This is a genomic window from Erythrobacter sp. JB1-15 (assembly GCF_057365035.1).
Genome location: NZ_CP200295.1, coordinates 504,770 through 523,368 on the forward strand (window position 1 = coordinate 504,770; position 18,599 = coordinate 523,368).

Here is an 18,599-nt window from a genome sequence, read left to right on the forward strand (position 1 = left end):
CGTAGAGACGGCCATCCAGCGGTGTTGCGGCGCACAATATTGTTCTAGCAGCTCCGCGATGAAAACCACGGGTCAACGGGTTTGGCCAATCAAGGGGCAAAACAGGAAAACACCATGGCAGGGCGGATGGTCAGACTGCATGTCGGAGCGCATAAAACCGCATCGACCTATATTCAGGAAACCCTGCTGCTGAACCGCGCGCAAAGCGCGGCTGCGGGCGTTGCCTATTGGCCGCTTCACACCATTCGCGCGGCTTTGCGCCAAGTGCCCAGCCACGCAGCTGGCGCGGATAAATCCGGCTGGTCATTGCCCTGGACCAAGGCAAGCGAGCCCGAAGCGCCCGCGATTGCCCGGCTGCGTTCCATGCTGCTTGATGATTATGATGTGACGATTTCGGAAGAGAACATCCTTGGCAATGCTGATGATTGCTACAAAGGAGTGTTCTACCGCCGCGCGCCTCAAACGCTTGGCGTTTTGGGTGAATTGCTGAAAGATCGCCCGGTCGAAGTCCACTTATGCGTGCGCTCCTATGCGCCGTTTCTTGCCTCGCTTTACGCTGAATCGCTGCGGCACGGCATGTTCACAACGCCGCAAAAAATGATGACGGTCAACCAATCCTGCGCGGGCCAATGGCTCCAGATCATTGATGCCATCCGCGCTGGCATCGCGCATGCGCAGATCATCGTGTGGCGATATGAGGATTTCGGCAGGCTTGAAGAGGATATCCTCACGCGGCTGAGCGGGATTGAAGCGGACAAACTGCTCAAACCCTCAGCCGAAGATGTGCTGCCCAGCGCATCGGGCAAAGCGATTGAACAGATGATCGCGCAGGCGCCCGGCCTAACTCCCGATCAGCGCGTTTTCCGCATGCTTGCCCTGCAAGCTGAATATCCGCGCGGCAAAGCCAATTCTGGGCGGTTTATGCCGTGGTCTGAAGAAGATCAGGCGCGCCTGTCGGGCGAATATGAAGCCGATATGGCCGCAATTGCCGCGCGCGATGATGTGATGCTGCTGGGCTGAGCCATGACCGTTTCACGCTCCAAATTGCTGATTGGCGCTGGCTGGGTTTCGGCAGCCAGCATTGCGGTCAATTCGCTGGGCATTATCAGCACGCTTATCCTTGCGCGGTTGCTCATGCCCGAAGATTTCGGGCTGGTCGCCATCGCCACTGCGCTCACCGGTATTATCGGTGTGGTTTCGGAATTTTCGCTGTCCAAGGCGCTGATCCAGCACCGCGATCCGAGCGAGAACCACTATCACACCGCTTTCACCATGAACGTGATCCGCGCGGTGATTATCGGCGCGGTCATTGCCGGTCTGGGCCACCCTTTGAGCGTCTTTTACGGCGATGAGCGGCTGGCTGAGATTTTGTGGCTGCTCGGTTTTATCACTCTGGTGGGCGGCTTTATCAATCCCAAGCTCGTCGTGTTCGAACGCGAGCTTAGCTTTCGCCAATCGTTCATCATCCGCCTTGCCAGCAAGCTTGCCGGGTTCTGCGTCACCGTTTCCATCGCCTGGATATACCAAAGCTATTGGGCGCTTGTATTCGGCGTGCTCGCCACTGAAAGCGCGATTGTGATCGTGTCTTACGCGCTCATCCCGTTTCTGCCCAAAGCAAGCCTGCGCGAATATCGCGATCTGTTGTCTTTCTCGATCTGGCTGACTTTGGGCCGCTGGGTTCAGGCGCTCAATTGGCGCGCGCAGCCTTTGCTGTTTGGTTATATTCTTCCCGCCAGCCTGCTGGGCCAATATTCCGTCAGCCAGCGCTTGGTCAGCAAAACCATTGATCAGGCAACATCGCCGATCAAGGCGCTGCTGTTTCCCGCCTTTTCGCGGCTTCAGGATGAAAAGGCGCGGCTGCGGCTTGGTTATATGCGCTCGCAAGGCACCTTGTGCCTGATCACCTTTCCCATTGCCGCCGGGTTCGCCGTTTTGGCGCAAGACATCGTGGTGCTGGCGATTGGCGCAAAATGGCTGCCCGCGGTCCCGCTGATGCAGATGATTGCGGTGATCCGGATCATCCAGTCATCGGACAATGTGAACTCCATCGCGATGGCCACCGCCCAAACAAAGCGTTTGTTCCACCGCGACATTCGCGCTTTCTTCATCCGCTGGCCGCTGGTTCTTGCGGGCCTGTATGCGGGATATAGCTCGGGCGGCGGCGATCCATATTCAACACTGATTGGCGGCATGATCGGTCAGATCGTCTCTGTTGCGATCAACACCGTGCTGAATGTGCGGTTGGTGTCGCGGATCAGCCCTGTATCGATGATGGATCACTGGTCCTATATCTGGCGGCCTTTGACGGCGATCCTGGCGATGGCCGCGCTGGTTTACAGCGTCAATCTTGCGCTGCCAGCGATGGAAGGGTTCTGGACGCAGATCTCCGTTTTAGGCCTGCTCGTGGTGCTTGGCGCGGCGACTTACCCGCTTGTGCTGTACGGCCTGTGGGTTATGGGCGGCAAAGCTGACACGGTTGAAAGCGAATGCGCTGGTATCGTCAAAAACCTTGCGGCAAAGGCGCTGCGCAAATTGTCGCCTAAGGAAGGCAAGGCATGAATTCCCCCAACACGCCCGCCGAAACTGGGCCCAACGGTAATGCGCCAAAAGTTTCCGTCGTCATGTCGGTATATAATGGCGAGCAATATCTGGCCGATGCGATTGATACGGTGCTGGGTCAGACGTTCACCGATTTCGAATTCATCATCATCAATGATGGGTCAAAGGATGGATCGCTGGCAATCATCGAGGATTATGCCCAGCGCGATGCCCGCATCCGGGTGATTGATCAGGAAAACACCGGGCTGACCATCGCCTTGTGCACCGGAGTGGATGCAGCGCGCGGGCAATATATCGCACGCATGGACGCAGATGATTATTCGATGCCGGAAAGGTTTGCAAAACAAGTCGCGCTGCTCGACAGCGATCCCGGCCTTGTCGCAGCCACGGGCGATGTCGAACATTTCTTTGACGATGGCACAATCAGCCATGTCGCCGAAATCAGGATCGATCCCAAACTGCTCAGGCTGTATAATTGCTTCTCAAACCGGATCGGCGGGCATGGGCAAGTGATATTCCGGCGCGATGCCTATCACAAAGCGGGTGGATATGATCCGGCGTTTCGCATGGCGCAGGATTACGATTTGTGGACCCGTTTGTTGCAAGTCGGCGATTTCGGAATTGTGGACGAGATTATCTACCGCTTCCGCACCGGGCATGACAGCATTTCAAAACGCAGCAAGACAGAGCAGGCAACGCATTCGCTGCGCACGTGCAAACGCGAATATCAGCGGCTGACAGGCGAAGCTCTGGATGAAGATGTCGCCTTGGGACTGCGATATTTCTGGTGGAAGATGCCAGCCGAAGCGACAACGCGCACCGACACGGCGCGCGTGTCCAAAGCGATGCAGAAAGTGGTGTCGGCGTTCTTCAAGAAAAATCCTGAATTGCGCGCGGAAGAATTTGAAGTGCGCCGTTCTATCGCCGCACGTTGGTGGTGGCGCACCAAACAAGTCCCACCTCATTATCTCGGATACAAGGCGGTGTTTTTCTATAACATCCTGATCTGGGGCACTCGCGCCGTGTGGGCTCGCGCGCGGTTCGGTTCAAGCGGAAACAGCTGAGATGGCCCGCAAGTTATCCGTGGTGATGTGCGCCTATAATGACGAAGACTATGTCGGCGCAGCCATCGAAAGCGTGCTTGCGCAGACCTATGCCGATTTTGAATATATCATCGTCAATGATGGTTCGGCCGATGCGACGCTGACGATCCTTGAAGACTATGCCGCCAGAGACAACCGCATTCAGATCATCAGCCGCGAAAATGGCGGCACCACCAAAGCAACCGTTACCGGAATGAATGCGGCCAGCGGCGATCTTGTCGCGCGCATGGATGCCGACGATCTGTGCCTGCCCGACAGGTTTGAACGCCAAGTGGCCGTGCTGGATGCTCGCCCCGAATGCGTCGCGGTGACTTCGCATTTTGAGCATTTCCGCGATGATGGCACGGTCAAGATGGTCTCTGACGACGTTGGCCCCGAGGAACTGATTGGGCTGTATAATGGCTTTGCCAATCGGATTGGCGGGCATGGTCAGGTGATGTTCCGGCGCGGTGCCTATCTGCAGGCGGGCGGATATGATCCGCATTTCCGGTATTCGCAGGATTACGATCTGTGGTGCCGCCTTTTGCATCTGGGCCGCTTCGCCGTGATCGAGGATGTTCTGTACCGTTGGCGCGTTGGCTATGGCAGCACGACGGACAAGAACAAAGAACCGCAATTGCGGTGCGCCACCGAAATTACCCGGCGCGAGCATAAACGGCTGACTGGCCGCGACATCAGCCATGAAACTGCGCTGGCGATGATTGGTCTGTGGTGGGCGCGTAAGCCTGAAAAGACGCCTATGGCAGAAACGATCAAGGCAAGCCGAGCGATGAACCGGGCCGTCAAAAGCTACTTTGCGCAAAATCCCGATATCGCCCATTTCGAAAACGAAGCGCGCATGCACATCGCGCGCACATGGAAATGGCGGGCGCCGCTGGCAGATAAGGGCAATCTCGCTCGCCGCGCGCTGTTATTGGGCCATGCCGCGTTTTGGCGAATGAGCGCGATCGGGAAATAGGCCAAACCTGCGTTAAGACGCGTTTTAAGAGCGCCCCGTCTAAGCACAGTCTAAATTTTTACCGGTTCGTCCTATGGTTTCCCGCTTAAGGGGCAGATGTGAGGCGGCCAGCCTCGCATGGTTTTGCAAGAGTGTGGTTGGATGATTAAATCACTTCACGGACTTCGCGGGATAGCAGCGCTTTCAGTGCTGGTTGCGCATTCGCTCGATACGCGCTTTGGCGGATCTTTGGGCGTTATGCTGTTTTTCGTTTTAAGCGGCTTTCTGATGGCCAAGCTTTACCTCGAAAGGCCAGCCACACCGCAAGCAATCGGGAAATATGCAGTCGCTCGCCTTGCGCGGATTTATCCGCTGTTCGCCTGCGTCATCATCGGTACAGCAGCAATCAACCACTTTACCGGGTCGAGAATATTCCAACTCGACACCTGGCAAGTCGATCAACACCTGATGTTCATGGGCTCTGCCTGGACGGTTTGGACCATTGCAGTAGAATTCCACTTTTATGCAGCCTTTGTGCTGTTGTGGTTGCTGCGCTCCGGCGGGCTGCTCAGCAACACCGCCTTGTATACAGGCGCGGCTGTAATGGTGGTAGCATCGCTCGTGATCACCAACAATTTCGACCAGATCAACCTGCTGAGATACTTACACGTTTTCCTCACTGGTATGATCGTAGGCGTTCTCGCGGAAAAGGCTGGCCCCAAAAGCCTGAGCATCGCCAATTGGTTGCTGCCAGTCTTGTTGATCGCCTATTTTGTGGTCCCATCCTACATCACGAACCCGATCATCCCGGGCACCATTTACGCTGATCCGTTCACTTTGGCGATTTGCGCAGGATTGGTGTGGTCTTGCGCGGTCGGAGTTCAAAATTGGACATCCCGCGCGCTTGGCTCGCCCGTTCTGTATTGGCTGGGCGAGATTTCTTTCGGCCTTTATCTGCTCCACCGACATTCAATCTGGATTGTAAAGGAAGAGCTGGGCGGGTTTGGCCATGATCTGATCGACTTTGCCGCGATCTTAGGTTTGACGCTCATCTTCGCTCAGATCGCCTATGTCTGCATCGAGAATCCGGCGCGCAAACACTTGCGCAAATTGGGCGATCATATCGTCGCTAGAATCCTGCCGGGAGCTGCTCCTGCCAAGGTCTGACCAAGACCAAAATGCCTCAATCCGAGACAAAAGTGCACGGGTTTGCGCTGAAATGCTCGCAAAAATGGCATAAACACCCGATAATAGATCACTATGGTTGCCCTGCCCTCGCCTTCTTTTGCCAAGCGATTTGTTTGGATTGCCACCGCGCTTACCGCTTTGTGCGTGGCGGCAGGGGCTGCTTGGGCGATGTTGCCGGGGTTTGCGGGCAATTACAAAACGATCCTCTCGGTTAAGCTTGACCGGGGTAGCCCATCTGGCGGCCGTATCCCGCTTGCCGATATCTCGGCCATGGCGGCAGATTTTGTGCCAGTGGGGGCAGAGCCGGGCGATGCGCAGCAGAGCGAGGCAATCACCAACACATCGGCCTGGAAGAAAAACGCCGCCCGCGCTTTTGGCACGCGCCCGATTGATGCGGCGAGCGCGTTCAGCTCCGGTCTTGCAGGCGCAGACCTATACCGCGCGGAAAGCTGCCTTGCGATTGCGGGCCTGTACGAAGCGGGCCAGTCGCGCGATGATCAGCGCCCCGTGATGCAAGTGGTGCTCAACCGGGTGCGCCATCCCGCCTGGCCAAACAGCGTGTGCGGCGTGGTGTTTCAAGGGCAAGCGCGCGCAACCGGGTGCCAGTTCAGCTTTACCTGCGATGGATCGATGAGCAGGCGGCGCTATTCATCGGCGCAATATCAATCGGCCAAGACGCTGGCAGCAACGATGCTGCGGGGCACGCGCGATGCGCGGGTCGGCTGGTCAACGCATTATCACACGAATTGGGTGTATCCCTATTGGAGCGACAGCCTGGACAAGACCGCCGCTGTCAAAACGCACATCTTCTTCCGCTGGCCCGGCTGGTGGGGGACAAAAGCCGCCTTTACCTCTGCGCCTTCGGGCAAGGAGCCTGCAATCAAGGCTCTGGCAAGTTACGATATCTGGCACGATGGCGCGGCAAGCGAGGAAGTGCTCGCCGAAGCGGAAGCAGCGGAAGAGGACGGCAAGCCCACTGTGGCAGAAGCCTTTGCAGTGAATTTGGGAGAACCTGCTGCGCGCGCGCCTGCGCCCGGAAACTGGCAAAAACCGATCATCCGGCCCATTGCTGCGGGCACAAAACCGGGCCGCTGGGCGCTTGATGCAGTTGCCTTGTGCGAAGGCAAGCCAAGCTGCCGAGTGGTCGGGTGGAGCGCGGGGTCCGCCATGCCATCGGCGTTTGATCCCGATAGCCTGAAACGCAATCCGCCCGATATCGTCTATCGCCAGGAACTGCGCAGCCGCACGCAGCAAGTGTATTGGGACTGCGGCAAATGGGCGCGCGCGGGCAGCTCTAAATGTCTGGGATCACCCAGCAAGACCGCAGAAATTGCCCTTTTGATCCGCTGATTGAGAATTTTGGGACCGGTCAGGTCGTAACAACTTCGACCGCGTCATCCTGAAGGCACACTGCCGATAGCGTGTCCGTTTTGTAAGCGCCCGTATCGCACGCAATGCGGTTGTCATAAACTTCAACCTCATCGACCTGCGAATGGCCATGCACCACGACCTGCCCGTGCCAGCGATCGGAGCCTGTAAATTCATCGCGGATCGAAACCAGCGCCTCGCGCGGTTGTTTGGCAATCGGCACGCCGGGTTTTACCCCTGCATGGGCGAAGAAATACGAACCGCTCGAATAAGACGGCTCAAGCGATTTCAGAAATTCGATATGATCGCCCGGAATGCCGTCTTCCAACCGTTCGGCAAAATCAAACGGGTCTTCGGACAGTTTGGGCGCGCTGATGCCATAGCTGTCCAGCGTTCGCAGCCCGCCCATAGCGAGCCAGGCTTCCTGCGCTTCCCCATCGCCATTCAGGCTTTCCAGCAGCAAATGCTCATGAAAACCCAGCAGAGTGACCGCGCCCGATTCTTCGCGAAGGTTGCGAGCCAATTCAACGCAGCGCGCGCTTTCGGGGCCGTGATCGATCAGATCGCCCAGCAAAACCAGCGTCAAACGATCCGGCGAAGGCTCCAATGTCGGAAAATGACTGATAATTCCGGCTAGACACTCTATCAGCAGATCGTATCGGCCATGAACATCGCCAATCGCGTAAATCCGCTCCCCTTTCACCGGGCGAGGGGTGCGCGCCGTAAATTTGGGAAAAGCGTACATCGTGTTGTGTCTTACCAAAAAAGCGTATTTTGTCAGTGTCTAAGTTGACCCCTCCCACTAAACCTATGGAAACAGGGGAGAAACCGGAGCGCTCGCCGGAGGTATCTATAGTTATGGCCTGCTATAATGCGGGCGAATTTCTTGTCTCTGCGGTCGAATCGGCCTTGGGACAGCGCGGTGTAACAATAGAAATTCTAATAGTTGATGACCGGTCGAGCGATAACAGTTTCGAACTTGCCCAAAAGCTCGCTCGCCAAGATCCGCGTATCCGGGTGTTCCAAACCGATGCCAATGCAGGGCCCGGCGGGGCGCGCAATGTCGGGATCGCGCAGATGCGGGGGCAATGGTATGCGGTGCTGGATTGCGACGATGCGTTTGAACCTGACCGCTGCCGAACGCTGATTGATGCCGCCGATGCCGCCGGTGCGGATATGATCGCCGATGATTTGCAGGTGTTTGGCGGCAGCGTGAAAACCACTCGCCATCTTGGGGAAACCTATGCCCCTCCTGCGGGCATCATCACATTGGACCAATATTTTACCGGCACGCGCATGTTTGGCGATGCGCCCAATCTGGGCTTTCTCAAACCGCTCATCCGGCGCAGCGCGCTTACCGATCACGCGGTCACTTACCGTGATGATCTGCGCATTGGCGAAGATGATGAGCTCGTCATTCAATTGCTGCTGGCAGGCGCGCTTTATGCCTATGCGCCGCGCCCGCTATACCGCTACCGCAAACACGATGCCTCTATCTCGCACCGGCTGTCCGCTGCGCACAGCGCGCTGATGGTAAGGTCTGAACAAGACATTCGCGCAAAAGTCGCTGCGGCCGGCAAAGACAGCGCCCAATATCAGGCGCGCTATGCCTCGATCCTTGATGCCGCCGCCTTTTCGGCCAGTGTTGACGCCCTGAAAGCAAAGCATTTTGCCGCCGCATTGGGAGCAATCATCCGCCGCCCTTCAGCTTTGCGTCATTATTCCATGCCGATAAAAGCGCGCCTTGCCCGGCTTTTGGGCGCAGGTTGAGGCGCAAGACCATCGGTTGCGCAAGGCGGTCTTGATGACTAACAGTCCGGGATGATTAACAGACCGGGATGACTTGCAAATCGGCAATCCCGTTTGGAGTGACGCCTATGACAATTCGCCAATCGCTGAGTGCCGCTGCCCTGATCGCTGGTTTGGCCAGCCTTACAGGATGCGTGGGGTCTGCGCCCCCGCTCGCTTCCAACCCTTATGAGGCGAACGAATACCGGCTGGCGGCTGCGGATCAATTGCGCATCACTGTGTTTGGCGAACCCGCGCTTACCAAGAATTACGTCATCACAACCGCTGGCGACATCGCCTTTCCGCTGCTGGGCGATGTGCCCGCATCGGGCAAAACGGCGAGCGAATTTTCCAATTTCCTCACCAATAAACTCGCCGATGGGTATTTGAATGATCCGCGCGTCAATGTCGAAGTGCTCAATTTTCGCCCAATCTATGTGCTGGGCGAAGTGGGCCGTTCGGGCGAGTTTAAATACAAGCCTGAGCTGACCGCATTGCAAGCTGTGGCGCTGGCAGGTGGGTTCACTTACCGGGCGGACAGGCGGCGCGTGTTCATCCGCCGCGCGGGCGAAGAAACCGAATTTACCTACGAACTGGATCAAGGCCGCGCGATCTATCTGCGCCCCGGCGATACAATCCGCGTGGGCGAGCGGTATTTCTAAGAAACTGGCTCCAAAATGGAGGTGCGGCGCAGTCGCCGAGCGCGCCGGTTTTAACGCGCCTTTTTTAACGCGGTGTTTTTGACGCGCGATCGGCGAACAGATCGTGCTGGATCTCTGCCAGAGTTGACCAGATAAATTCGCGCGCGAATGCAAAAGGCCGGGTCAGCACGCCTTCGCTCCACCGCCATAATAGGCGTGACCGGTACAAAAGCTGCGGCTCTGGCTGCAAATCGGGCACTTGCACCGATGTCTGCTTGGCATGCCCCTGCTGCTCGCCGAATTCAGGGTAGAACACACTGTCAGCGACCGATTTTGCATGCTGCCACAGCCGCGCCATCCCGCATTGCCGGGCATAATCATCCAGCATGTCATCACCCATCGCAGGATCATTGGCGCGGGCATAGGCAATCTCGTGCGCATAGCTGATCCAGGGCTGGCGCGCTCTGATTGCCTTGCCGAACCCGGTTGCGGTCAACATCATCGCGTCGCGCTTTTCCAGCATCGGTATCGAAAACTGGCCCAGATCGCGCATCACGGCATGATCGAGCAGATCGTCGAGGTCTGACAAAGCAGGCGTGCCCGGCTGATGCAGCTTGTAATGCAGGTCCACAGTCGGGCCGGTTGTGCCAATGGGCAAATAAGGCGATTCGCCCAGGAATTCGTGCCACCACACGTCTTTTTCCGAAATTGGCGCGTCATATCCAGTCGACGTCAAAACCTTGGCCGCTTCACGGTAGTCGCGCGCGCGGACCAGCAAATCGATATCGTGAGCAAAGCGCGCATCCCACCTTTCATACACCTCATAAGCGCGCGCCGTGCCTTTGACGCAGACCACATCAATCCCATGCGTGTGAAAATTGCGCGCCAGCCGGACAGCGGCGGCGATGTGCGCCATGTTGTGAGCGAAACAATCGGTTCGGATCTGGCGAAAGCGGGCCGCGACTTGTTTAGGCGGTTCAATTCCTAGCGAATCGAGTGAATGGGCGATTAGGGGAAGAACCTTATTGCCGTGCGCGATTTTATGCAGTTCGTCCCAGTCAATCCCCTCCGGATCGACACTTATCTGTGAAGCGTTGCGAATCCCCGCCGAAAGGAGCCAAATTAAAGTTTGTTGAGCTTTGAAAGCCATCCAAAACCCTTTAATGCCGCTGCGGGAAAAGGAAACGCGAAGCCGCGTAAAAATTCAAAACAGGGAACATGCACGGCTCAAGACTGTCCCATTATGGGATAGCTTTTGTTTCTGGGAAATTTACGATTGCGAAACCGTAAGTTTTTTGGAAACTAAAAAATTGAACGTGGGTTGCATAACAAAATTAACGAATTTGAACCTCTCTTCGGCACGGAGCTGACTATGAAAAAGACGTATGAAAAACCGGCATTCCAGAAACTGGGCTCTTTCGAGACCATGACCAAAGCTGCTTCTAGCGGCGGTCAGTTGGACGCTACCTTCCCGGTGACCACACCTTCGGAAGATCTCACCTTTTCGTGAGCCCAACAATCAGGTAAGACGAAAACGGCCGCATTTTGCGGCCGTTTTTGCAGGTGGCGCTGATGCAGGTTTGCGCATCAGCTCCCTTGCGGTGACGACCTTTTTGACGGGCATGAAATGGCGATTGACGAACGACAAGGGTACATCCGTGCAGAGCACGTGGTGGTTTGCGAAATTCAGGATGGCAGCGCGCTGCTCGATCTTGAAACGAGCACCTATTTCCAGCTTAACGGCACTGCCAATTTCATCTGGGAACAATTGGCCGATGGCCCGCTAACCGCTGCAGAGATCGCCTCGAAGCTTTCCCAAACATATGACGTTGATGAGGCCACTGCACTGGCGGACGTTAAGATCATGCTGGAACAGTTTTCCAAAGCAGGCCTCATAACCGCGCGAGGATAAATGAAACTTCGCCGATATTGGGGTTTGGGAAGGCGACATTTTGCGTTGCTGTGCCGCGCGTTTTTCACTGTCATATATTTCCGTATCGCGCTGATTTTCCTCAAATACAAACAGTTGGCCAAATCGGTCAGCGTCGCGCGGCATGATCGGTCGACCGCTTCCACGGGTAAACGCCCGTCAAGCGAAGCGATTGCCTGGTCGGTCAAGCACACATCGCGCATCGTGCCATTTGCCAGCTGCCTGACACAAGCGCTGGCGGTACAGCATATGCTTGGCCGATTTGGCGAAGAGGGTGTGATCCGCATCGGCGTGCGCACGACCGAAAAGGGCAAGATCATGGCCCATGCCTGGGTGATGCAGGATGATGCGATCCTGATTGGCGGGCCGCAATCCAATGTGGATCGCTATGTCGTCATGACCGATCTGAAGCCGGGTTGATAAAGCGGCCATGATTTCAGGCGACAGGGGCATATCGGCGCTGGGATGGTCGATCACAATGGGCGCGGACCTTGCACAGGCGCGCTGCATATCAGCCAATGCCGCCGCATGGCCGGCAGCCGCATTCAGCACAGGCGGCAAAGCTGCGCGCGTGAAAGTTGCAGGCATTTGGCGGGCAGACGGTGCAGCCGATCTTTGCGCTCAGCTTGGCTTAGACGCGGCGGCGGACCCGGCAAACGTCATCGCAGCTGCATGGCGGGCATGGGGCACAGCCCTTGCCGATCGCCTTTCCCAAAACCTGACCGGTCCTTTTGCTATCGCGGTGTTCGATGCTGATGCGCAAAGCCTGTATTGCGCGCGCGATGCGCTGGGGGTGGAGCCGCTGTTTGTCGCCCGCACCCCTAGCCGGATCGCCGCAGCGCATTGTCCGCGCACCGCCCGGCGCGCCGCGCAGCTTGCCAGCACGCCCGACCGCGCCATGATCGCCGATTTCGTCGACGGCGAACTATCCAGCACGGCCGCCACGTTTCACGAAGGGCTAACGCGGGTTGCGCCCGGCCATTGGCGGCTAATCTCGCGCGATGCGGATCAGTCTGAGGCGTATTGGTCACTCAGCGCTATCCCCGAATGCGAACCTGCACGCGGTCCCGCCGATCAGGTGCGCGATAAGCTTGCGCGCGAGATAAAAGCGGGCGGCGGCACCGGTGAAGGGGTTGCTGTGCCCTTAAGCGGCGGGCTCGATTCCTCCGCAGTCGCCGCGATCACTGCGGATATTCGCGAAAACACGCGCGATGTTACGACATTGTCGCTGACATATGATGGCAATCCGGGCTGGGTTGATGGTCCATATATCGCTGCAATGCGCGGATCGCTGGCGATGGATCACCGCAGCCTGCCAAGCACCGGTCACGACCCTTTCGCCGAGATAGGCGAGGTGCTGCAGGCCATGGACGGCCCGTGCTTTGGTTACGGCGTTTCGGTCAGCACCAGCCTGTTTGCTTTTGCCAAGGCGCACGGATTGCGCACGGTTCTGCATGGCCATGGCGGGGATGAGATCATCTCGTATGGCGTTGGGCGTCTGAACGAACTCGCGCGCGGCGGCGAATGGCGCACTTTATGGCGCGAGGCCGAAGGCGCAGCGGGGCTATCCGGGCAATCAAAATGGGCGATTTTCAAACGGTATCTGGTGCACAGGCCCAAATATCGCTGGCTCAAACAGCGTTGGTCAAAGCTGTTTGCGCCCAAACCTGCCATGCCAGAGAAAAACGCCGAAACAGGGATACTGGCAGCCGCGCTTACACCGCATAAATCCCGCACAGATGGCGATCAGCGGCCCTTGCAACAGCGGCCCGAACATTCAGAGCGCGACCTGCACATCGCCGCGCTGGAGCATCCGGTGCAGCCGCATGCTTTGGAAACCATTGCGCTGACGGGGCGGTATTACGGCCTCAACATCGCCATGCCGTTTATGTCGCGTGAGCTGGCGCAATTGTGCGTTTCATTGCCATCGCATTGGAAACTGCGCGGGGGATACACCCGGTATGTGCTGCGCGAAGCCATCCGCCCGCTGGTGCCCGCCAGCATTGCAAACAGGCGCGACAAGAACGATTTTACGCAGGATTTTATCGGCGGCCTGATCGCCAGCCCGTTTGCCCGGCAATATGCCGATCCCGCCAGTCCCGCGCTCACCCAATATGTCAATTCGCAATGGTTGCACGAAAACTGGGCCAAAGTAGATCACCTTGGCCGCGATATTTCCATTGCCACCGCGCGCGGTCTATGGCGTGCAGCAGTGCTGGGATATTGGCTCGCGATGGACCGTGATGCCGGAATTCTGGACAGCAGCGAAGGGCAAGCACCGCTTATATGACCGCCAAAAGCGCCTATCATTACGATGCCTTTGGCCTGTGCATCGCCAGCGATTTTCCGCTGCACGAATTGCGCGCGGCCCCGCCCGATTGCGTGCCCGACATCACCATTCGCAATCACCCGATTGGCAGGGCAATGCCGGCCCGCGAAGACGGCGTTCTGATGGATTACACCTGCCCTGATGGCGTGGTGATGGCCTGGCCCGAAGTGGCGGGGTTCCGGTTTATAGGTGACAGCACAATCTGGGCGGAAAAGCCGGATACGACCACCGATCGAATGTTCGCTTTCCCGCTGCTTGGCCCGGTGATGGCGTGGATGCTCAATGCGCGCGGGCTGTTCGTTCTGCACGCCAGCGCGGTGCAGGTCGAAGGGCGCACGATCGGCTTTTTGGGCGACAAGCTGGCGGGCAAATCGACCACGGCTGCTGCCTTTATTCGCGCAGGCCATCCGCTGGTGACCGATGATCTGCTGGCGGTGAAACTGGAAAAAGGCGCCCCGCCCCGGTGCTATCCCGCTTTTGCCCAGCTCAAGCTTGAAGACAAAGCGGCCGCAGCGATCCAGATTGACGGAGCCGATGCGCAGCCGCTTGTTTATGACGGTTTTCCCAAGCGCCAGCACAAATTGCCCGGCATGATGACGTCGGCCACCAGTCTTGATTGCGTTGTAAGGCTGGTGCGCGGCGGCGACAGGCCGCAGCTGGTCCGGTCCGATATGGCTGAGGCAATCGAGACGATCACCCGGTTCAGCTATATGCCGCGATTTGGCAATGCGCCGCGGACGAAAAACGACAATCGCCGGCATTTCAGCCAGTCCGTCGGCCTTGCCGACAGCGCTTTGGTCGGCGCTCTGCATATTCCCGATGATCTGGCGCGGCTGGATGAAACGGTGGATCACGTCGCCCAGATCATGCGCGAATTGCCAGCATGATCCGCCGTTCGGTTCAGTTTCTGCGCTATATGATGGAGCTGACCAAAGGGCGGCTTGCCTATGCCATTGGGCTTAATTTCGTCTCCAGCTTTACCGAAGGGATTTCGCTGTTTCTGCTGATCCCGCTGGTGGCGCTGATTGATCCCGGCAATGCCGCGCGGTTTGACGATATCCCGGTGGTGGGAGCGATGTTGGCGCAGATAAACCCCTCGCTTGAAATGCTGCTTTTGGGATTTTTGGCGTTGATTGTGTTTCAGGCAGTGCTGGTGCGCGTGAAAACCGTATATCTCGCCGCGATCATGCAGCGCGCGATTGATACGATGCGCACCCGCTTTTTCGCCAGCGTTGGCGCGGCGCGGTGGGATGTGGTGCAGCAGGCGCGCGTCTCAGACTTGCAAAACGTGCTGGTGCAAGAGGCAGGCCGCGCCAATCTGGCCGCCAGCAATCTCACCCGGCTGCTGCAGTCGCTGATCCTGGCGGCGACCTATTTCCTGCTCGCCATGCTGGTTTCCTGGCAGATGGCGCTGTTTGCCGCAGCCGCAGGAGTGGTCATGCTCGCCGTGCTGTTCCCGCTGCGCCGCAGGGCGACGCGATATGGCGAAGAGCTGAGCCGGCTTTACCGCGGCGAAAACCAGACATTGCTCGATTTTCTGACCGGCATCCGGGTGGCCAAAAGCTTTGTGGCAGAGCCGCGCTATGCCCGCGCCTTTACAGACAGAGTTCTGAAAGTGCGCGATAATCTGCTGGGCATTGGACAGCTTAACGCGACCAGCACGATGGCATTCCAGATCCTCAGCGCGGTTGCCGCTGTGCTGTTCATCTGGTTTGCCGTCAGATGGGCCCAGCTTGATCTTGGCCCGCTTATCATCCTGATCTTGATCTTTATCCGGCTCGCCCCGCGATTTGGCACCATTCAGGATTCCACGCAGGCGCTGCTGGGCAATATGGCGGCCTATGAAAACATCCGCGCGCAAATCGACTATTTTGAAAGCGCAGCAGAACCCCTTAGCGATGATGGCGCGCAGCCGCCTTCCTTTGCGCGCGCGATTGAGTTTAAGCAAGTCTCGCTCACTTATCCGGGCGCAAGCGAGCCTGCCGTGCGCGGCTTTGATCTGGTGATCGAAAAAGGCAAATTTACCGCGTTGATCGGACCATCAGGCAGCGGGAAAAGCACGATTGCCGATATGCTGATGGGGCTTTTGCGGCCCAGTTTGGGCAGCATCACGGTGGATGGCACCGCAATAACGGATGCCAATCGCCGGTTGTGGCGCGGCGCTGTTGCTTTTGTCCCGCAAGAGGCGTTTTTGCTCAACGACACGGTCCGCTCCAATCTTGCGATTGCCGCCCCTGATGCGAGCGATGAAGCCATGTGGGATGCGCTGACCCGCGCCAAAGCGAAAGGGTTTGTGGAACGGGCAGGCAGCGGCCTTGATACGATCGTGGGGGAACGCGGCACCAAATTATCAGGCGGCGAACGCCAGCGCATTGCCTTGGCGCGCGCGCTGCTGCGCGATCCATCTTTGCTGATCCTTGATGAGGCGACCAGCGCGCTCGACTGGGAAAACCAGAAAGCCATCGCAGCCGATATCGAAGCGATGCGCGGTGACATCACCATTGTGACGATTGCGCACCGCCCGTCCATGATCCGTTTTGCCGATGAAGTGATTGCGATTGACGCGGGCAAAGTGGTGGAACGGGGCCGTTTCAAAGACCTCGCCGCGCAGCCCGGATCGCGCCTGCGCGAAATGCTCGACGGGGAAAATGCAGGCGATGCGCCATGAATGCGGGCGGTCTGCAAGGCCAGCGCCCGGTCATCACCATCATCAGCAAACAGCGCGTCGCAGGCGCGCTGAATGGATCATCGGCCTATCTGATCGCGATTGCGAGATCGCTGGATGAGGCAGGCTTTGATGTGGAGCTGATCCAGCCTTCGCCGGCAATCGCCGGGCGCACGCCTTACATGCGGATGCGGCCCGAAATGGCGGTGTTCAAACGCCACCGGGTGCGCGGGGCGGTGCGGATGGGCGATATGTGGGTGTTCGCCAATCCTTCCGTCTGGCTGGGGGCTGTTCGCGGCGTGATCTCGCGGGTGTTTGGCATGGCCGATAAACCTGCGCCCTATGCCATCGCGACGCCTTGGACACAGGCAGACCGCGCATTCCTGCGCGCAAATATCTCGCCGCAGACCCGCGCGGTTATTGCTGACTATATGTTTTGCGCGCCCGGTTTTGATGAGGCGCCCGGTCCCGCAGGGGCGCGCAAGCGCACACCCACCGCCATAGTGATGCACGATCTGTTCCACGCGCGCGGTGGCGGCGGCAAGGATTCGGTGGCGCTTGTCACGCGCGACGAAGAGATTGCTGCGCTCAGCCGGGCCGGCAGTGTCTTTGCGATCCAGCAGGATGAGCAGAAATTCCTCGCTCAAAACGTGCCGCAAACCGCGCCCATTCTGGTGCCCATGCCCGCTTTCCCCGTGGACGCGCCGCAAGTGGGCAAGGCTGATAATGTGCTGTTTATCGGCAGCAACACCGCGCCCAATGTCGAAGGGCTGAAGGATTTTCTTGAGCACGCCTGGCCCAAAGTGATCGCGCGCCGCCCCCATGCGCAATTGCACATCGCCGGCACTGTGAACCGCGCTTTTGCCGGCGCTGAATACCCTGCCACGCGGTTTCTGGGGATCGTCGATGACTTGGGCGCGCTTTACCGCGATGCAGGCGTTGTTATCTCGCCTTTGACATTTGGATCGGGCCTCAAAATCAAGCTGGTTGAAGCGATGGCGATGGGCAAGGCGATGGTGGTATCGCCTGTCACATTACAAGGGGTAGAAGAGGTGTGCGGCCCCGGCGTTACCCTTGCGCAGAACCCCGATCAAACAGCGGATGCGATTGCGCATTTGATGGAGGATGAGGCTGCCCGCGCCGATCTGGCAAGCCGCGCGCTGGGAATTGCAAAAAGCCATTTTTCCGCCGCAGCCATTCATGCAGACCTGCGCCATTGGGCGCAAAACCTTAATCAATCACACGGCTGACGCGCGTCAAAACTGGGCGAATAGCTGACGCATTCGGCCACCATCATCGTTGGCAGGTCGCGCGGATCAAACGGGCCGACCCATTCGGTCAGCGTTTTTGAACCCCACAGCGACAGCATCAATTTCTGCGTGTTTTTGGGCAATGGCAGCCCTTCGCCGCGCGCTTCGTGCACCATTTCGCCATCGACATACCAGCGGATATATTCAGGCTGCCAGTCAAATCCGTAAGTGTGCGTTTCTTTTGTCGCGTCAAAATCGAGGCGGTGCAGATGTTCGCGTTTTTGGCCGTCGCGGTAATAGGTCATCAAAACCTCGCGTGGTTTTGCGCCCAGTATTTCGATGTCGATCTCGTCCCACGGCTTGCCAAAGGGGGGCCGGTATAGGTGAAGAACCCGCTGACCGTGCCCGATGCATGGGCCGCGCGCATGCGCACTTCGAAATAGCCGTGCCCGTAATTCTTGTCGCTTTGCACTTCGCCGCCAACAAACTGCGCAAGGTTCGTCTTGCGCGGTTCCAGCAAGAGTTTGAGCGATCCATCAAAGCGCGCCTGCGATCGCCGCCAGTCATTGACTGTCCATTTGCCATTGCGCCAGCCATGCGAGACATTCCAGCGCGGCTTGTTCAGGCTATCGAATGTGTCGGCAAACGGTGTGCCGCCGCCTGTTAAACGCGGCGGGGTTTTGAGGATCGGCTGAGCGGCAGCTTCGGCTGGCTGCGAATTCGACTGAAAAATCAATGGCAGACCGGCCGCTGAAACAGCGCCCACGATAATTGCAGGGATGATGATTTTCTGTGCCAACATCACGCGCCACGCCTAACACAAGGCCCGCCGCGCTCAACA

The 18,599-nt window shown here is 57.9% G+C and carries 19 protein-coding genes; 15 read left to right on the forward strand and 4 right to left on the reverse strand.

Annotated elements, in window-relative coordinates; genetic code table 11:
- The first annotated feature begins 114 nt into the window (after window positions 1–114).
- The 6 genes from AC0V6L_RS02490 to AC0V6L_RS02515 all read left to right on the forward strand — a co-directional run bounded on the left by AC0V6L_RS02490 (window position 115) and on the right by AC0V6L_RS02515 (window position 7,137).
- Complete coding sequence (locus AC0V6L_RS02490) at window positions 115–1,020, forward strand: hypothetical protein (protein ID WP_486152821.1); 906 nt, start codon at window positions 115–117, stop codon at window positions 1,018–1,020.
- Window positions 1,021–1,023: 3 nt separating this feature from the next.
- A complete protein-coding gene (locus tag AC0V6L_RS02495; protein WP_486152823.1) occupies window positions 1,024–2,559 on the forward strand; it encodes a lipopolysaccharide biosynthesis protein in 1,536 nt (511 codons plus the stop codon).
- Window positions 2,556–3,623: a glycosyltransferase family 2 protein gene (locus AC0V6L_RS02500; RefSeq protein WP_486152825.1), complete on the forward strand. Its 1,068-nt coding sequence runs from the start codon at window positions 2,556–2,558 to the stop codon at window positions 3,621–3,623. Before AC0V6L_RS02495 ends, AC0V6L_RS02500 begins: the two co-directional genes overlap by 4 nt.
- A 1-nt stretch (window position 3,624) precedes the next feature.
- Window positions 3,625–4,620 (forward strand): glycosyltransferase family 2 protein, encoded by a 996-nt coding sequence (locus AC0V6L_RS02505; protein ID WP_486152827.1) that lies wholly within the window; start codon window positions 3,625–3,627, stop codon window positions 4,618–4,620.
- Between the two features lie 141 nt (window positions 4,621–4,761).
- Complete coding sequence (locus tag AC0V6L_RS02510) at window positions 4,762–5,766, forward strand: acyltransferase family protein (RefSeq protein ID WP_486152829.1); 1,005 nt, start codon at window positions 4,762–4,764, stop codon at window positions 5,764–5,766.
- Between the two features lie 93 nt (window positions 5,767–5,859).
- Window positions 5,860–7,137, forward strand: coding sequence for a cell wall hydrolase (locus AC0V6L_RS02515; RefSeq protein WP_486152831.1), 1,278 nt, complete (start codon window positions 5,860–5,862; stop codon window positions 7,135–7,137).
- Between the two features lie 19 nt (window positions 7,138–7,156).
- On the opposite strand, the gene AC0V6L_RS02520 is transcribed toward AC0V6L_RS02515, so the two are convergent.
- Window positions 7,157–7,900: a metallophosphoesterase gene (locus tag AC0V6L_RS02520; protein WP_486152833.1), complete on the reverse strand. Its 744-nt coding sequence runs from the start codon at window positions 7,898–7,900 to the stop codon at window positions 7,157–7,159.
- 65 nt (window positions 7,901–7,965) lie between these two features.
- On the opposite strand from AC0V6L_RS02520, the gene AC0V6L_RS02525 reads away from it, so the two are divergent.
- Together AC0V6L_RS02525 and AC0V6L_RS02530 are read left to right on the forward strand one after the other, a co-directional pair.
- Window positions 7,966–8,925, forward strand: coding sequence for a glycosyltransferase family 2 protein (locus AC0V6L_RS02525; protein WP_486155034.1), 960 nt, complete (start codon window positions 7,966–7,968; stop codon window positions 8,923–8,925).
- Between the two features lie 107 nt (window positions 8,926–9,032).
- On the forward strand, window positions 9,033–9,605 hold the full coding sequence (locus tag AC0V6L_RS02530) for a polysaccharide biosynthesis/export family protein (RefSeq protein WP_486147850.1): 573 nt from the start codon (window positions 9,033–9,035) through the stop codon (window positions 9,603–9,605).
- A gap of 64 nt (window positions 9,606–9,669) precedes the next feature.
- Here AC0V6L_RS02530 and AC0V6L_RS02535 read toward each other — a convergent pair whose 3' ends face one another.
- A complete protein-coding gene (locus AC0V6L_RS02535) occupies window positions 9,670–10,734 on the reverse strand; it encodes a nucleotidyltransferase family protein (RefSeq protein ID WP_486152835.1) in 1,065 nt (354 codons plus the stop codon).
- Between the two features lie 222 nt (window positions 10,735–10,956).
- Between AC0V6L_RS02535 and AC0V6L_RS02540 the strand changes: the two genes are divergently transcribed.
- From AC0V6L_RS02540 to AC0V6L_RS02570, 7 genes are all read left to right on the forward strand, one after another.
- Complete coding sequence (locus AC0V6L_RS02540) at window positions 10,957–11,094, forward strand: lasso RiPP family leader peptide-containing protein (protein WP_486147854.1); 138 nt, start codon at window positions 10,957–10,959, stop codon at window positions 11,092–11,094.
- A gap of 117 nt (window positions 11,095–11,211) precedes the next feature.
- Window positions 11,212–11,496, forward strand: a complete 285-nt coding sequence (locus tag AC0V6L_RS02545) for a PqqD family protein (RefSeq protein WP_486152837.1) — start codon at window positions 11,212–11,214, stop codon at window positions 11,494–11,496.
- A complete protein-coding gene (locus tag AC0V6L_RS02550) occupies window positions 11,497–11,934 on the forward strand; it encodes a lasso peptide biosynthesis B2 protein (RefSeq protein WP_486152839.1) in 438 nt (145 codons plus the stop codon). It begins immediately after the preceding gene.
- Window positions 11,935–11,944: 10 nt separating this feature from the next.
- Complete coding sequence (locus AC0V6L_RS02555; RefSeq protein WP_486152841.1) at window positions 11,945–13,804, forward strand: asparagine synthase-related protein; 1,860 nt, start codon at window positions 11,945–11,947, stop codon at window positions 13,802–13,804.
- Window positions 13,801–14,730 (forward strand): serine kinase, encoded by a 930-nt coding sequence (locus tag AC0V6L_RS02560; RefSeq protein WP_486152843.1) that lies wholly within the window; start codon window positions 13,801–13,803, stop codon window positions 14,728–14,730. The genes AC0V6L_RS02555 and AC0V6L_RS02560 overlap by 4 nt, the downstream gene beginning before the upstream one ends.
- Entirely contained in the window at window positions 14,727–16,511 is a 1,785-nt protein-coding gene (locus AC0V6L_RS02565; RefSeq protein WP_486152845.1) for an ABC transporter ATP-binding protein, read from the forward strand. The genes AC0V6L_RS02560 and AC0V6L_RS02565 overlap by 4 nt, the downstream gene beginning before the upstream one ends.
- Window positions 16,508–17,758, forward strand: coding sequence for a glycosyltransferase (locus tag AC0V6L_RS02570; RefSeq protein WP_486152847.1), 1,251 nt, complete (start codon window positions 16,508–16,510; stop codon window positions 17,756–17,758). The genes AC0V6L_RS02565 and AC0V6L_RS02570 overlap by 4 nt, the downstream gene beginning before the upstream one ends.
- On the opposite strand, the gene AC0V6L_RS02575 is transcribed toward AC0V6L_RS02570, so the two are convergent.
- Together AC0V6L_RS02575 and AC0V6L_RS02580 are read right to left on the reverse strand one after the other, a co-directional pair.
- Window positions 17,743–18,063, reverse strand: a complete 321-nt coding sequence (locus AC0V6L_RS02575; protein WP_486152849.1) for a family 16 glycosylhydrolase — start codon at window positions 18,061–18,063, stop codon at window positions 17,743–17,745. The genes AC0V6L_RS02570 and AC0V6L_RS02575 overlap by 16 nt on opposite strands.
- Window positions 18,063–18,560 (reverse strand): family 16 glycosylhydrolase, encoded by a 498-nt coding sequence (locus AC0V6L_RS02580; protein ID WP_486152851.1) that lies wholly within the window; start codon window positions 18,558–18,560, stop codon window positions 18,063–18,065. Before AC0V6L_RS02580 ends, AC0V6L_RS02575 begins: the two co-directional genes overlap by 1 nt.
- Between the last annotated feature and the right edge of the window lie 39 nt (window positions 18,561–18,599).

Bases quoted from the DNA above. Each gene is read 5' to 3' on its own strand.
- AC0V6L_RS02510 (WP_486152829.1), top strand. From the start codon at position 4,762: ATGATTAAATCACTTCACGGACTTCGCGGGATAGCAGCGCTTTCAGTG.
- AC0V6L_RS02500 (WP_486152825.1), top strand. From the start codon at position 2,556: ATGAATTCCCCCAACACGCCCGCCGAAACTGGGCCCAACGGTAATGCG.
- AC0V6L_RS02495 (WP_486152823.1), top strand. From the start codon at position 1,024: ATGACCGTTTCACGCTCCAAATTGCTGATTGGCGCTGGCTGGGTTTCG.
- AC0V6L_RS02515 (WP_486152831.1), top strand. From the start codon at position 5,860: ATGGTTGCCCTGCCCTCGCCTTCTTTTGCCAAGCGATTTGTTTGGATT.
- AC0V6L_RS02580 (WP_486152851.1), bottom strand. From the start codon at position 18,560: ATGTTGGCACAGAAAATCATCATCCCTGCAATTATCGTGGGCGCTGTT.
- AC0V6L_RS02535 (WP_486152835.1), bottom strand. From the start codon at position 10,734: ATGGCTTTCAAAGCTCAACAAACTTTAATTTGGCTCCTTTCGGCGGGG.
- AC0V6L_RS02505 (WP_486152827.1), top strand. From the start codon at position 3,625: ATGGCCCGCAAGTTATCCGTGGTGATGTGCGCCTATAATGACGAAGAC.
- AC0V6L_RS02525 (WP_486155034.1), top strand. From the start codon at position 7,966: ATGGAAACAGGGGAGAAACCGGAGCGCTCGCCGGAGGTATCTATAGTT.
- AC0V6L_RS02520 (WP_486152833.1), bottom strand. From the start codon at position 7,900: ATGTACGCTTTTCCCAAATTTACGGCGCGCACCCCTCGCCCGGTGAAA.
- AC0V6L_RS02575 (WP_486152849.1), bottom strand. From the start codon at position 18,063: ATGACCTATTACCGCGACGGCCAAAAACGCGAACATCTGCACCGCCTC.
- AC0V6L_RS02490 (WP_486152821.1), top strand. From the start codon at position 115: ATGGCAGGGCGGATGGTCAGACTGCATGTCGGAGCGCATAAAACCGCA.
- AC0V6L_RS02545 (WP_486152837.1), top strand. From the start codon at position 11,212: ATGGCGATTGACGAACGACAAGGGTACATCCGTGCAGAGCACGTGGTG.
- AC0V6L_RS02550 (WP_486152839.1), top strand. From the start codon at position 11,497: ATGAAACTTCGCCGATATTGGGGTTTGGGAAGGCGACATTTTGCGTTG.
- AC0V6L_RS02565 (WP_486152845.1), top strand. From the start codon at position 14,727: ATGATCCGCCGTTCGGTTCAGTTTCTGCGCTATATGATGGAGCTGACC.
- AC0V6L_RS02570 (WP_486152847.1), top strand. From the start codon at position 16,508: ATGAATGCGGGCGGTCTGCAAGGCCAGCGCCCGGTCATCACCATCATC.
- AC0V6L_RS02540 (WP_486147854.1), top strand. From the start codon at position 10,957: ATGAAAAAGACGTATGAAAAACCGGCATTCCAGAAACTGGGCTCTTTC.
- AC0V6L_RS02530 (WP_486147850.1), top strand. From the start codon at position 9,033: ATGACAATTCGCCAATCGCTGAGTGCCGCTGCCCTGATCGCTGGTTTG.
- AC0V6L_RS02560 (WP_486152843.1), top strand. From the start codon at position 13,801: ATGACCGCCAAAAGCGCCTATCATTACGATGCCTTTGGCCTGTGCATC.
- AC0V6L_RS02555 (WP_486152841.1), top strand. From the start codon at position 11,945: ATGATTTCAGGCGACAGGGGCATATCGGCGCTGGGATGGTCGATCACA.